At 72.9% G+C, this 12,948-nt stretch carries 12 protein-coding genes and 1 pseudogene; 6 read left to right on the forward strand and 7 right to left on the reverse strand.

Annotation, left to right across the window (positions count from 1 at the left end):
• Window positions 1-140 precede the first annotated feature (140 nt).
• Complete coding sequence (locus NF338_RS02260; RefSeq protein ID WP_264029285.1) at window positions 141-2,606, forward strand: OmpL47-type beta-barrel domain-containing protein; 2,466 nt, start codon at window positions 141-143, stop codon at window positions 2,604-2,606.
• Between the two features lie 204 nt (window positions 2,607-2,810).
• Here NF338_RS02260 and NF338_RS02265 read toward each other — a convergent pair whose 3' ends face one another.
• Window positions 2,811-3,440 (reverse strand): glycosyltransferase, encoded by a 630-nt coding sequence (locus NF338_RS02265; protein ID WP_264029286.1) that lies wholly within the window; start codon window positions 3,438-3,440, stop codon window positions 2,811-2,813.
• Window positions 3,441-3,574: 134 nt separating this feature from the next.
• Between NF338_RS02265 and NF338_RS02270 the strand changes: the two genes are divergently transcribed.
• Both NF338_RS02270 and NF338_RS02275 read left to right on the forward strand, forming a co-directional pair.
• Window positions 3,575-4,096 carry a hypothetical protein gene (locus NF338_RS02270; protein WP_264029385.1) on the forward strand — a complete coding sequence of 174 codons (522 nt, stop codon included), beginning with the start codon at window positions 3,575-3,577 and terminating at the stop codon, window positions 4,094-4,096.
• A gap of 175 nt (window positions 4,097-4,271) precedes the next feature.
• Window positions 4,272-4,535, forward strand: a pseudogene (locus tag NF338_RS02275) (nuclease-related domain-containing protein); the annotation flags it as partial.
• Between the two features lie 285 nt (window positions 4,536-4,820).
• Here NF338_RS02275 and NF338_RS02280 read toward each other — a convergent pair.
• Window positions 4,821-5,543 (reverse strand): hypothetical protein, encoded by a 723-nt coding sequence (locus NF338_RS02280; protein WP_264029287.1) that lies wholly within the window; start codon window positions 5,541-5,543, stop codon window positions 4,821-4,823.
• Between the two features lie 106 nt (window positions 5,544-5,649).
• Here NF338_RS02280 and NF338_RS02285 point away from each other — a divergent pair, with 106 nt between their 5' ends.
• Window positions 5,650-5,940: an ATP-binding domain-containing protein gene (locus tag NF338_RS02285; RefSeq protein ID WP_264029288.1), complete on the forward strand. Its 291-nt coding sequence runs from the start codon at window positions 5,650-5,652 to the stop codon at window positions 5,938-5,940.
• On the opposite strand, the gene NF338_RS02290 is transcribed toward NF338_RS02285, so the two are convergent.
• Window positions 5,909-6,628, reverse strand: coding sequence for a DUF6308 family protein (locus tag NF338_RS02290; RefSeq protein ID WP_264029290.1), 720 nt, complete (start codon window positions 6,626-6,628; stop codon window positions 5,909-5,911). The two genes, NF338_RS02285 and NF338_RS02290, sit on opposite strands and share 32 nt — an antisense overlap.
• Window positions 6,629-6,742: 114 nt before the next feature.
• On the opposite strand from NF338_RS02290, the gene NF338_RS02295 reads away from it, so the two are divergent.
• A complete protein-coding gene (locus NF338_RS02295) occupies window positions 6,743-7,129 on the forward strand; it encodes a hypothetical protein (protein WP_264029291.1) in 387 nt (128 codons plus the stop codon).
• Between the two features lie 46 nt (window positions 7,130-7,175).
• Window positions 7,176-8,258, forward strand: a complete 1,083-nt coding sequence (locus NF338_RS02300) for a hypothetical protein (protein ID WP_264029292.1) — start codon at window positions 7,176-7,178, stop codon at window positions 8,256-8,258.
• Window positions 8,259-8,304: 46 nt separating this feature from the next.
• Here NF338_RS02300 and NF338_RS02305 read toward each other — a convergent pair whose 3' ends face one another.
• The 4 genes from NF338_RS02305 to NF338_RS02320 all read right to left on the reverse strand — a co-directional run bounded on the left by NF338_RS02305 (window position 8,305) and on the right by NF338_RS02320 (window position 12,948).
• A complete protein-coding gene (locus NF338_RS02305) occupies window positions 8,305-8,838 on the reverse strand; it encodes a hypothetical protein (protein ID WP_264029293.1) in 534 nt (177 codons plus the stop codon).
• Window positions 8,839-9,040: 202 nt separating this feature from the next.
• Window positions 9,041-10,741 carry a TMCO4 family protein gene (locus tag NF338_RS02310; protein WP_264029294.1) on the reverse strand — a complete coding sequence of 567 codons (1,701 nt, stop codon included), beginning with the start codon at window positions 10,739-10,741 and terminating at the stop codon, window positions 9,041-9,043.
• Between the two features lie 158 nt (window positions 10,742-10,899).
• The gene (locus NF338_RS02315; protein WP_264029295.1) at window positions 10,900-12,207 is read right to left on the reverse strand and encodes an FAD-dependent monooxygenase; all 1,308 of its coding nucleotides are present in this window, start codon (window positions 12,205-12,207) and stop codon (window positions 10,900-10,902) included.
• A 96-nt stretch (window positions 12,208-12,303) separates the two neighbouring features.
• Complete coding sequence (locus NF338_RS02320) at window positions 12,304-12,948, reverse strand: response regulator transcription factor (RefSeq protein WP_264029296.1); 645 nt, start codon at window positions 12,946-12,948, stop codon at window positions 12,304-12,306.

The following is a 12,948-nucleotide window of genomic DNA, read 5'->3' on the forward strand; positions in this document are numbered from 1 at the left end:
CGTCCCCGTCGACCCCGGGGCCGCCGTCGTGCCGCACGGCGGCGGCCCCCGGGGCGGGCCGCGCTGCCCGCCCCGACCCGCGCCCGACCAGCCCGACCCGCCCGACAGAACCCCAGACACCCCCGGAGGAGTGCACCCTCATGGAACGACGTACCAGTCCCGGCGGCTCCCGCCGCCGCGGCCCGCGGCGGCTCCTCGCCGCCACGGTCGCCGGACTCACCGCGACGACGGTCCTCACCGTCGCCCCGGCCTCGGCCGCCCCCACGGCGACGGCTCCGTCCGCCGTCTCGTCCGTCGCGAGCAGCACCGTCGCCGCCGCGCAGGTCCTCACCTGGACCGCGGACAACAGCGTGACCGACTACAAGTCCTTCCCGGCCACGGCCGAGGCCGGCCCGGCCACGATCGTGTTCGAGAACAGCATCGCGACCGGAAGCACGTTCGGCATGAGCCACACGCTCACGTTCGACACGTCGACCGCCGGCTTCAACCACGACCTCGACGTGAACATCCTCGCCAGCCCGTTCGACGCGAACGGCGGGCGGCACGAGAAGGACGTGACCCTCACGTCCGGCGCCTACCGCTACTTCTGCGCGATCCCCGGCCACGGCGAGATGTGGGGCGAGCTCGTCGTCACCGACGGCGGCGGGGGCGACGACACGACGGCGCCCGCGGTCTCGGCGCTCCTCACGGGCGAGCAGGACGGCGACGGCGCGTACGTCGGCGGCGCGACGGTCACGCTCGACGCGACCGACGACCAGTCCGGCGTGGCCGGGGTCGAGTACGACCTCGACGGCGCGGGCTGGCAGGCGTACACCGAGCCGTTCCTCGTCGACGCCGTCGGTGCGCACACCCTGCAGTTCCGTGCGACCGACACGGCGGGCAACACGTCCGAGGCCCAGACCGCGGAGTTCACCGTCGTCGAGGGTGACGTCGAGGAGGACACGACCGCGCCGACCGTCGAGCCCATGGTCATGGGGCAGCAGGACGAGAACGGTGCCTACATCGGTACCGCCGCGTTCATGCTCCACGCCTCGGACGAGGGGTCGGGCGTCGCGTCGGTCGAGTACCAGGTCGACGGCGGCGCGTGGCTGCCCTACACGACGACGGTGCCGTTCACCGACCTCGGCGAGCACACCGTCTCCTTCCGCGCGACCGACGTCGCGGGCAACGTGTCCGAGGTCGGCTCGGTGACGTTCACCGTCGTCGAGGACGGCGAGCAGGACACGACCGCCCCGACCGTCACCGCCGAGGTGACGGGCACGCAGGACGACAACGGCGCGTTCGTCGGGTCTGCCACGGCGACCCTCACCGCGACGGACGACGCGTCCGGCGTGGAGAGCGTCGAGTACGACCTCGACGGCGCCGGCTGGGCCCCGTACACCGAGCCGCTCGTCGTCGACGAGCCCGGTGAGCACACGCTCGTCTACCGGGCCACCGACGCCGCCGGCAACGTGTCGGAGGAGACCGTCACGGAGTTCGTCGTCGTCGCCGACGCCGGCGAGGACACGACGGCCCCGGTCGTCGAGACCCAGCTCAGCGGCACGCAGGACGAGGACGGCGCCTACGTCGGCTCCGCGTCCGTGCAGCTCACCGCGACCGACGACGGCTCCGGCGTCGCGTCCGTCGAGTACGACCTCGACGGCGCGGGCTGGACCGAGTACACCGAGGCCGTCGTCGTCGACGAGCCCGGTCGGCACACGCTCGCCTACCGCGCGACCGACGTGGCGGGCAACGTCACCGAGCCTGCCAGCGTCACGTTCGACGTCGTCGCCGGCCAGGGCGGCGACACGGTCGCCCCCACGGTGAACCACCGCGTCATGGGTGGCGAGAAGAACGAGGCCGGCGAGTACCTCTCGACCGTCTTCCTCCGCCTGCTCGCGACGGACGCCGACTCCGGCGTCGCCTCGGTCGAGTACCAGGTCGACGGCGGCGAGTGGCTCCCGTACGCGAAGCAGATCTCCGTGCGGACCCCGGGCGCGCACACCGTCACGTATCGCGCGACGGACGTCGCGGGCAACGTCTCCGCCCTCCAGACGGCGACGTTCGTCATCGCCGGGGGCGAGGAGCCGGGTGACACCGACGGGCCCGTCGTCACGGCGGGCGTCAGCGGCAGCCGCACCCGCGACGGCGACTTCGTCGCCAGCGCCCGCGTCACGCTGACCGCGGTGGACGAGGAGTCGGGCGTCGACCGCATCGAGTTCCAGGCCGACGGCGGCGCGTGGCAGCGCTACGCGGCCCCGGTCGCGTTCGCGGCCGACGGCCAGCACGTGGTCCGCTACCGCGCGGTCGACGGCGTCGGCAACGTCACGACCGGCGAGGTGACCTTCACGGTCCTGCAGCTCGTCCGCGACCGCTGCGTGGGCTCGGACGTGCGTCCGACCGTCGTCATCGACGGCCACGACAGCACCGTCCAGAACTACGACGACGGCACGGGCTGCACCGTGAACGACTACGTCGCCGAGACCGACGAGTACTCGACGCACCGCGAGTTCGTCGACCACGTGAGCCTCGTGACCGAGGACCTCGTCCTCGACGGCGTCCTGGACGACGCCGAGCGCGAGCTCGTCATCGCCGCGGCCGAGCTGTCCGACATCGGCCGCCGCTGACAACCGAGAACCAGTCCGATCGACGACGGCCCGGACCCGCACCCACCAGGTGCGGGCCCGGGCCGTCGTCGTGCCCCCACCCCCCCCGCCCCCCCGCCGCCGAACACGGGGTTGCTGTCGTTCTGGGCGCGATCACGACAGCAGGGTCGTTCTCGACCGCGTGCAGGGTCGTTCTCGGCGGGTGGGCCGACGTCGGCGCCCGGGTCAGGCGGGCGGGTCGCCGTAGACCGGGCGCGCGAACGCGAGGACGATGCCCACGCCGCCGCGCTGCGCGAGGCGCGCGCGGTCCTCGGGGTGGTCCAGCAGGTGCCGCAGGACGCGGGCGACCGCCTCGGCGTCCGCGACGTCCACGGTGTCCGGGTCCGGCCCGTTCGCCGGGCGGACCTGGAGCAGGTCCTCTCCCTCGGCGTGCCGGGCCCGCGCGCCGTCGCGCAGCTCGACCCGCAGCGTCGGGCGTCGCTCGCCTTCCAGCACCCGCACGCCCGCGACGTCGTCCCACCGCACGACGACGCGTGTCGGCTCCGGCCCCACGGGCAGCTCGATCTCGTGCGGGCGCAGGACGACCGACTGCTTCGACGGCCCGCGCACGTACATCACCAGCCCGGTGCCGAAGCCGAGGACCATGAAGCAGGAGACCGCCGCCGCGACCCCTTCCTCCTGGAGCAGCAGCCACACGACGAACCACACCGACCCGCCGAACAGCACGAGCAGGATGGCCAGGACGGCGAGGTAGTCGACGACCGGGGCCAGGCGCTCGCGCCCCCGCACCCCGCCGCGCACCGCGGTCCACACCATGCTGGCCCGGTGCGGGGGACGGGGTCGGCGGTTGCTCACGGGCACAGTCTGCCGGTCACCGGGACCGGCGCCGAACACGACGTTGCTGTCGTTCTCGGGCTCAGAACGACACGGATGTCGTGCCCGACGGCGCACAGCGTCGTGCTCGCGCGCGGCCGTGGCAGGGTGGCGGCATGACGACGCTCGCCCAGGTCCGCGCGGCCGCGCTCGCCCTGCCCGAGGCGGCGGAGGACGTGGCCGCCGGGACGGTGTCCTTCGTGGTGCGCGGGCGACGGTTCGCGGTGGTGACGCGGGACGACGTCGTGCAGCTCCGCGTGGGGGACGACGACGTCGCGCGCCTGCTCGCCGAGCAGCCGACCGCGCGCAGGTGGACCCGGGGCGACCATCTGCTCGGCGCGGGCGTTCCCCTCGCCGACCTCGACGGCCAGCGGGCCAACCAGTGGGTGCGCCGCGCGTGGCTCGCCCGCGCGCCGCGACGGCTCGCGGACACCCTCGTCGCGGCCGACACCGCCGAGCCAGGCTGCGTCGGCGACCTCCCCGCCGCGATCGGTCGCCCCGCGACGCGCGCGCTCGCCGGTGCCGGCATCGTCACGCTGTCCGACGTCGCGCGGCTCGCCGACGCGGACCTTCTCGCCCTGCACGGGGTCGGGCCCCGGGCGGTGCGGCTCCTGCGCGAGGTGCTCGCGGCACGCTGACGCCCGGCTGTGTCGGGCGCTCGCGGCGCCGGTGGTGCCGGGTCACGCAGCAAGGGTGGCCCGTGCCTCCCGCGAGCGCGGTCGCGTCGGCAGGCGCGGGTGAAATGCGATGACCCCGGCGACCAGTTCCGCCGAGCCGGGTGACGTCGTCGGGCCCGTACGGTACGAACGGGTCATGCCGCACGCGTACCCGCCCGACCCGCCGTTCCCCGACGACGGCGGTGCCGAGCGTGCCGTCTGGGAGGCGCTCGTCGCGCAACTGCCGGACGACGCGGTCGTCGTCCACGGCCTGCACCTCCAGGAGGCCGAGCACGAGTACGAGATCGACGTTCTCGTCGCGTGGCCGGGAGTCGGGATCGCGGCGATCGAGGTCAAGGGCGGGTACGTCGACCGGCACGAGGGTGCGTGGTATCAGGGCAACGGCGACCGCAGGCACCGCATCGAGCCGGTCCGTCAGGTGCAGGGCGCCCGGCACGCGCTCCAGGCGCTGCTGCGTCGTCGCGGCCTCTGGGCCAGCGAGGCGCGCACCGCGCACCTCGTCGCCCTGCCGCACCGGTACGTGCCGGCCGACTGGTCGTCGCTCGACCTGCCGCGAGACATGCTCGTCGACCGCACGGACCTGGAGCGGCCGCTCGGCGTGGCCGAGCGCGTCAAGCACGCGATCGAGCGCCACGGCCAGGGGCACGCGCCGCTCGCCCTCGACGACGTCCCCGACCTCGTCGAGTCACTCACCGGGGGATTCCCCAGCCAGGCGGAGCACCTGGCGCTCGCGGCGCAGCACGACACGCGGCTCGAGCAGATGACCCGCGACCAGTCCCGCACGCTCGACGCGCTCTCGGGAGTGCGCCGGATGCGCGTCGTGGGCGGCGCGGGCTCCGGCAAGACGTGGCTCGCGCTCGAGCAGGCGCGACGGCGCGCGCGGGCCGGTGAGCGGGTCGCGCTCCTGTGCTACTCGCGTGGCCTCGGGAGGTACTTCGAGCGGGTCGTCGAGCAGTGGCCGGCGCGCGACCGACCTGCCTACGTGGGTCTCTTCCACGACCTGCCGCTGGCCTGGGGTGCGGAACCCGGTGCCGACGACGACCCGGACTACTGGGAGCGGCGGCTGCCCCTCGCGCTCGGGACGCTCGCGGGCGCGCGCCGTGCCGACGACCTCTTCGACGCGGTCGTGGTCGACGAGGCGCAGGACTTCGGCGATCTGTGGTGGCCGTCGCTGCTGCGCTGCCTGCGCGACCAGGACTCCGGCGGCCTGTACGTCTTCATGGACGACGCGCAGCGCGTCTTTCCCCGAGAAGGCCGCGTCCCGCTGGAGCTCGTGCCCGTGACGCTGCACGAGAACCTGCGGTCGACGAAGCAGATCGCCCAGGTGTTCGGAGCCCTCTCGCCCGAGCGGATCACGCCCCGCGGGATGGAGGGGCCGCCCGTCCGGGTCGTCGACGTCCCCCCCCACCGACGCCGTCGGGGCAGCGGACGACGCGGTCGAGGCCCTGCTCGACGAGGGCTGGGAGAGCGGGCAGCTCGCGCTGCTCGCGACCGGACGGCGGCACCCGCAGCAGGTGAACGAGGTCGAGGCGGGCGGCCACGCCGCCTACTGGGACGCGTTCTTCGCCGAGGACGACGTGTTCTACGGCCACGTGCTCGGGTTCAAGGGCCTCGAGCGTCCGGTCGTCGTGCTGGCCGTCAACGGCGTCCGCGACGTCGCGCGGGCGCGCGAGATGCTCTACACCGGGCTCTCCCGGGCGCGGTCGCTCCTGGTCGTCGTGGGCGACCGCTCCTGGATCGAGGACGTCGGGGGAGAAGCGGTCCGCCGTCGGCTCACGCGGGCGCAGGAGTGGACGCCGGCCTGAGCCCCGCCGTGGTCGCCCCGTGCGGACGCCCCGTGCGCCCTGCGTGGTCAGCGGTGGGTTCGAGGTAGCGGTGGTGCATCCACACCACGACGTCGAAGACCCGTAGCGCCGAGATGTCGTCGCCGATCCCGGCCTCGTCGCGCAGGGAGAGGAGGTGTCGGTGCAGTGCGCCATCGTCTGCTCGCAGTGCTGCATGGAGAGCGTCCCAGAACGAGGCGGTGGGCTTGACCGCCGCCCGGACGACGGTGTCGTAGACCGGGATGAGCCGCGGCCGCTTGCGTGCCACGAGCTTGCCCGCGGTGACCCAGCCGATGCCGTGGATGTCGCGCAGCGCCTCCCAGAGGCGGTGCGGAGCCCAGCCGTCGGGGAGCGACTCGACGTCCACGAGGTCGAGGTCGTGAGGGATCTCGGCGAGCAGCTCTCCGAACTCGTCCGCGCGAGTCTCGAGGAGCTGGATCGCCCCGTGCGGCGGGACGTTCACCGACAGGAGCGAGACTGCGACGAGGTCGTCAGCCGTGAACCGGTCAGCCGTCTCCGGTCGATCACCTCCGCCGGCCAGCCGCTCGAAGCGCGAACCCGCCCAGCCCGTCGTCCCGCCGACGGGCGCGAAGTAGCGACGAAGATGATCGACCGCTTCGTCACGGAGGGAAGGAGTGAGGACGTCGGGGACGATCAGCGTCGATGTCACAGCGTCAGGGTAGGGCGCTCGGCCTCGCGCACACCGCCGCACCCGGCCGACGTCCGGGTGGAACCGGTGAGCAGGTCTTGCGCATGTGCAGTTATTGCACATTGGGTCCTTGGCATGACCACGGACTCGTCGCGACACCTCCGACCTCGGCTCGACGCCGCACTCGCGGCGCTCGGCGAGGCGAATGCCGCGCCGCCCGGTGAGGCGGTGGAGCCGCTCTCACGGGCGCGTGCGCTGCTCGACGTCGCGCTCGACGAGGCGATGGCGGAGGCGCTGCTCGCCGGGTCGTCGATGCGGTCCGTCGCCGAAGCGGCGGGCGTCGCGCCGAACACCGTGCCTCCGCGCCTTGCGCGGACCCCGGCGCTCGCGGGCTACTCCGGTCCCGACGGTCGCGTCTCCGCGGAAGGCGTCACGCGCGCCCGCTACGACCGCGAGCGCGGGACCCCGCCGCCCGAGCCGACGACCGCCGTCGAACCACTGAGGTTCCGTCGCCGCACCTGACCACCCGCCACGCCGCCCGTCCAGCAGCACGACGAAGGGAACCGCCATGCCTGACCAGACCCTCACCCACCTCGCCATGCTGCTCGACCGGTCCGGCTCGATGCAGACGATCAAGCAGGCCACCGAGCAGGGCTTCGACCTGTTCCTCGCCGAGCAGCGCGAGGCGCCCGGCCGTTGCACGGTCACGCTCGCGCAGTTCGACAACGAGTACGAGGAGGTCTACACCGACCTCGACGTGCGCGAGGTCCCGCCGCTCGACCTGCGGCCGCGCGGCATGACCGCGCTGCTCGACTCCATCGGGCGCCTCGTCCAGACGACCGCGCTCCGCATCGCGCAGCTCCCCGAGGACCAGCGGCCCGGCGCCGTGATCGTCGGGATCATGACCGACGGCCTCGAGAACGCCTCGAAGGAGTACACGCACGCCGCGATCAAGGCGCTCGTCACCGAGCGCGAGGAGCAGTTCGGCTGGACGTTCCTCTACATGGGTGCCAACCAAGACGCCATCGAGGTCGGTGCGTCGCTCGGCGTGAAGCGCGAACGGTCGCTCACCTACGACACGGCGAACGTCGACCAGGCCTACGCCGCGACGTCGCGCAGCATGGCCGGCATGCGGACGGCCATGGCCGCGGGTGCACCGCCCGCCGTGGCGCGCGACCAGCACGCGGTGTACACGGAGGCAGACCGGGCTGCGGCCAGTGGGCCCGTACCGGGTAGCACGAGCTCCCCGGCCGGTCGTCGCAGCGCCGCGCCCGCATCGGTGCCCGCTCCGCAGGGGACGAAGGAGGACCCGTTCGACGAGCAGCACCTGCTGGACCACGTGCGGTCGGTGCTCGCGTCGGGCGCGCCGACGCTCGCCGACGTGGGCACGTTCGGCGGACGCGCGGTCGTCTGGGCGACCGTGCGCGGCGTGCCGGTGTTCCTCAACGCGGACTCGTCGCGCACCGCGCTCCAGCAGCTCGTCGACGCGTCTGCGCGCGGGCCGCTCCCGTGGACCGTCATCGCGAGCCAGAGCGGTCAGCTCAACAAGGTGACGTACCGGACCGGTGAGCGGGTGCCGGGGTTCTACTGCTACACGAGCGAACTTCAGCCCGTGGCCGGTCCGCTGGGCGGTGTCGTGGTCGCGCGATGAGCGTGGCCGGGCCGCTCACACGGGGCAAGCGCCTACGGTCAGCGTTTCAGTAGGCGAACACATGGGCGCTGAGCACGTCGATCTCTCGTCGGGGCGAGCCAAAGAATGCGCCCAGACGGCGGGAGACGACCTGGAATGGTCGCTCGCGTGGCGTCCCGTCGGCCTTCCAGTTGTTCGTCGGCACGATCAGGAACAGGTGGTGCGCGTCGGGTGCGACGTGCGCTTTCCAGAGGTCCTTCAGATCGTGATTGTTCGTGATGGTGCCACCGCGCTCGACCTCGGCGATGATCCCCCGGTGCGGCGCCAGCGGGTAGAAGAAGTCGGGTCGCGCATGAGTGACGAACCCGGTCTGGGGCGTCAGCACGACTTCCTCGCCGAAGCCGAGCTGTACTCGAAGCAGGGCGGCGATGTGCTCTTGGATCGCTTTGCTCTGCGCGCCGTGGACGTGGATCGTCGCGATCATCTCGCGCGTCAACGCGATATGTTCGACGAGCTGGAGCGCAAGCCCGTCAACTGTCTGCAGCTCGGCGGCGTACTCAGACGGGATGACCGCCTTCACGTGCCGCGCGTAGCCTTCCACGCCGTGAGCTTCGCAGCTCGCGGCGCAAGAAGCTATTCCGTGTGGACCAGACTCCGCGAAGCCTGAACCTCAGGGGATGCGAACGGGTCAACGACCGTAGGCTGCGGTGGCGTGTCCGCGCCGACTTCGGCGACCGTCATCCATGCCTCGCGAGTTCCATGACGTTCACCAGTGCTGTCCGCGCCCGGCGTTCCACGGCTCGTCACACGAGCTGAACGTTGCCCTGGTACTCGAAGTGCGTGCTCACCCGATCGGAGACGTCGACGTTCACGAGCTTGTGTGAGGCGGGGGTGAACCCGCCGAGCCCGGCAGCGCTTTGACCCGCCTGCGCAACCTTGTACACGTACTTCAGCACGGCGTCGTTGGTGGAGTGGTACCCGTACACGGCCTCTTCGACGGCCGCGGTGAGCGGGCCCCAGTTGCTCTTCGCGCCGATGGCGGCGCCGAGCAGGTGGGCGGCCTGGATGCGCGGCGGCCCGGAGCGGGTGCCGAGGGTCTCGGTGGCGACTGCCATGACACGGGCTCCGAGGCTGTGCCCGATGAGCACGTAGGAGTCCGCGTCGGTGCGAGCGAGCAGGTCGGCGACGATGACGCCGGTCTTGTCCGCGCGGCTCTTCGCGACGTGCCAGGGGTTCTTCGCGAGGTCCGACGCGATGAAGGCGGGCGCGAACGTGCTGCCGAAGAGCTTGGCACCTGCCTTGTTGGCGACCGTGGCAGCGCCCTTCACCGCGGCGGAGGCGCTGGTCCTGGCCGCGAGCCCTGCGCCCATCACGCCGAAGTCCTTCAGCTCCTTGGCGCCCCAGCGCACCCGGTACACGGGAGAGTCGGGGTACCGCGCGTCGACGATCTTCCGCCAGCCGCCCCACTTCTCCTGATCGCCCTCGGTGAGGAACCCGTTGGCGACGACGACGGGAACGCCTCCCTTGCCGGGGCGCAGCAGCTCGATCCGGAACGACTTGTCCTCCCGTACGTAGGCGTTCGACACGGAGGCGCCGAGCGTGCCGCCCACGGCCGCGCCGACGACGGTGACGACGGCGGTCCCACCGGCCATCCCGAAGCCGCCCGCCGCGAGGGTCCCTCCGCCGAGCAGGGCGAGCCCGTGTGACGACGCCGCAGCGCCCGTGAGGCCACCGAACATGCCGAGCGAGCCGATCGCGCCGCCGATCGCCGGCGCCGCGACGAAAGCGATCGGACCTGCTGCGGCAACACCGATGACGCCGACCGCCGCGAGCTTCGACACCTTGCTCAGGTTGGGCTTCTCGTACGCGAGGAAGTCCTCGTAGTCGTGCAGCTCACCGAAGCTGCGCTGCGCCGCCTTCTCGAACCCGGGGATGTCGTGCCGGTGCTCGGCGCAGTACTGGGGGACACGAAGCGCGCCGCGCTCCCGCACGGCCATGTTCTCGCAGCCGGGGGCGACGCACGGGAAGGTCGGACCTCCGCACCCCTGGCAGACGAACACGGGGAGCTGGCCGGAGGGCCGGTTCGACTTGCGGTGCTCCGTCTTGGCGAAGCACGACGAGCACCAGCCGTTCTTCGGCTCGTACGGGGACACGTCGTCTGCGACGTCGGCGATCCACTGCGCCATCTTCGCGTAGGCGTCGGCACGCTTCTGTGCGGACTTCTTGTTCTCCTCGGCCAGCTTGAGGGCGGCCTTCTGACTCTCCGGGTCGGACGCCCCGAGAGCATCGGTGTACGACGTCGTGCGGGCCTCGTACCAGGACTTGGCGAAGGCCCACATGTTGCTCAGCAGCGCGGGGTTGTCCGCGAGGACGTCGCCGCTCTCGACCGTCGGCTCCACGTCGGTGAGGTCGCCGACGAGCGAGAGCTTCGCGCCCTGGTCCGACACCACCTCGACCTTGAGACGGTTTCCCTCAGCGACGTGAGCGTGAATCGATCCAGGCATGGCCGGATGATGTCACGGTCGAGACCGCTGTATGGGCCTCGATCGGGTGAAAAATGCCGACTCTGAGGGCCATTGGGCTGGACGGACGTCCAGCCGGTCCGAAGAGCGCGATCGGAGAGCCGGATCGCGTTCTGGTTCGCGTGCCCGAGCGAAGGCCGTCATGCCTCGGGTGGCCGCCAGCCGAGCACACTGCGCAATGCCAACGCACCCAGCGCCGCGCTCCACGGTGCGGCGAGGCGAGCCCCGAGGTCGCGGGCCGCCGTCGCGACCGGGGAGACGACGCGCGACATCCCGGCCATCTGCGCCGACGTCCGCATGACCTTCCGGACACGCGGCCGCCGCTCGTCCGACCACCGACGCAGCAGCTCCGGCACGGCAGTGACGTTCGCACGGCCGCCCATGCGCACCCCGAGCACGACCGCGTCCTCGAGCGCCTGGCACCCGCCCTGGCCGACGTTCGGCAGCATCGCGTGCGCCGCGTCCCCGACGAGCGCGATGCGTCCTGTCGCGAGCGACGCCGGGGGAGCCGGGAGCTGCCGCAGCTCGTGGCACAGCACGTGGGCGGGGTCGACGGTCGCGAGCAGGTCGGGGATCGGCGCGTGCCAGTCGGCGAGCCGTTCGCGCAGCTCGTGGAACGTCGCGGGCACGCCGGCGACGTCGGCGACGGACACGTAGGAGTACACGCGGCCGTCGGCGAGCGGCACGATCCCGACGACGATCCCGCGGCCCCAGGTCTCGCTCCCGACGGGACCGCCGGGCTCGCCGGGGGGCGCGTTCGCGACGAGCCTCCACGCGGTCGAACCGCCCGAGACGGGCGCGGGCGCGTCCGGCCACCAGCAGCGCCGGGTGGTCGAGTCGATGCCGTCCGCCGCGACGACGAGCGCTGCCTCGATCTCGTCGTCGCGTCCGGACGCGCCGCCCGGCGCGCCCACTCCAGCGGGCGGACGGTCGCCGTCGGAGGTTTTCGCGGCGTCCGCTCCTGACCCGGGAACGGGCGCTCGGGCGCGCGACCCGCCGGCCGCCGGCCCGATGCCGGTGCGCATCCGCACGCGCGCGGGCCGCCCCGCGTCGCCGAGGTCCACGACGGCGGCGTCGACCCCGAGCCGGAGCGCGCCGTCGGGCAGGGCGTCGGCGAGCATGTCGACGAGCTGGGCCCGGTGGAGCACGAGCGTCTGGTCGCCGAACCGCTCGCTCGCGGCGTTCGCGTTCCCGCGGACGAGCCAGCGGCCGTCGGGGCGGCGCAGGCCGACCTCGCCCTGGAGCGCCGAGAGGTCGCGGAGCCGGTCGCCGAGGCCGAGCGCGCCGAGCGCGCGCACGGCGTTGGGGGCGACGGCGATCCCCGCGCCGACGGGTTCGAGCGACGGTGCACGCTCCAGCACCGTGACGTTCCATCCGGTCCGAGCGAGCGCGACTCCGGACGCGAGCCCTCCGATCCCGCCGCCTACGACGACGGCCCGCGCGCTCACCGGCTGTCCTTGTCACAGAGGTTCACGGTCGCGACGCTACTGGCAGCAGGTCCAGGAGCACGTCCCCCGGGCGGGGGAGGGTCGCCGCGGACCGCGCTACCCCGCGGCCTGGGCGACGACGATCGCGAGCTGGGTGCGGTTCGCGACGCCGGCCTTGGCGCAGGCGCTGGAGAGGTGCGTCTTGACCGTCGCCTCGCCGAGGTACAGGCGCCCCGCGATCTCGCCGTTGGACAAACCCTCGACGAGGAGGCGCGCGACGTCCAGCTCGCGCTCGGTGAGGGAGGCGAGCCGCGCCGCGGCCTCGCGTCGGGTGGCTGCTCCGGGATCGGCGCCGACCTGGGCGATGAGGGTCTTGGCCGCGCGTGGCGAGAGCGCACCTGCTCCGGCGGCGACGTCGCGGACGGCGGTGACGATCTCGGTCGGCTCGGCGTCCTTGGCGAGAAACCCGGAGGCGCCTGCACGGAGGGCGTCGAGGATGACCTGCTCCGTGTCGAACGACGTCATGGCGATGACACCGGGTGGGTCGGGGAGCGTCGTGACGGCGCGGGTCGCGCCGATCCCGTCGAGGCGCGGCATCCGCAGGTCCATGAGCACGACGTCCGGGTGGTGTGCCTGGACGCCGGTGACGACCTCGTCGCCGTCGGTCGCCTCGGCGACGACGTCGACGCCGCCTGCCTGGAGGATGGTCCGCAGCAGTCGCCGGACCATCGCGTCGTCGTCGACGACCATCACCCTGATCAC

The sequence above is a fragment of the Cellulosimicrobium sp. SH8 genome, from assembly GCF_025818875.1.
Lineage (GTDB): Bacteria > Actinomycetota > Actinomycetes > Actinomycetales > Cellulomonadaceae > Cellulosimicrobium > Cellulosimicrobium cellulans_D.

Coding starts and splice junctions, on each gene's coding strand:
- NF338_RS02260 (WP_264029285.1), top strand. CDS start 141: ATGGAACGACGTACCAGTCCCGGCGGCTCCCGCCGCCGCGGCCCGCGG.
- NF338_RS02270 (WP_264029385.1), top strand. CDS start 3,575: ATGACGACGCTCGCCCAGGTCCGCGCGGCCGCGCTCGCCCTGCCCGAG.
- NF338_RS02295 (WP_264029291.1), top strand. CDS start 6,743: ATGACCACGGACTCGTCGCGACACCTCCGACCTCGGCTCGACGCCGCA.
- NF338_RS02300 (WP_264029292.1), top strand. CDS start 7,176: ATGCCTGACCAGACCCTCACCCACCTCGCCATGCTGCTCGACCGGTCC.
- NF338_RS02310 (WP_264029294.1), bottom strand. CDS start 10,741: ATGCCTGGATCGATTCACGCTCACGTCGCTGAGGGAAACCGTCTCAAG.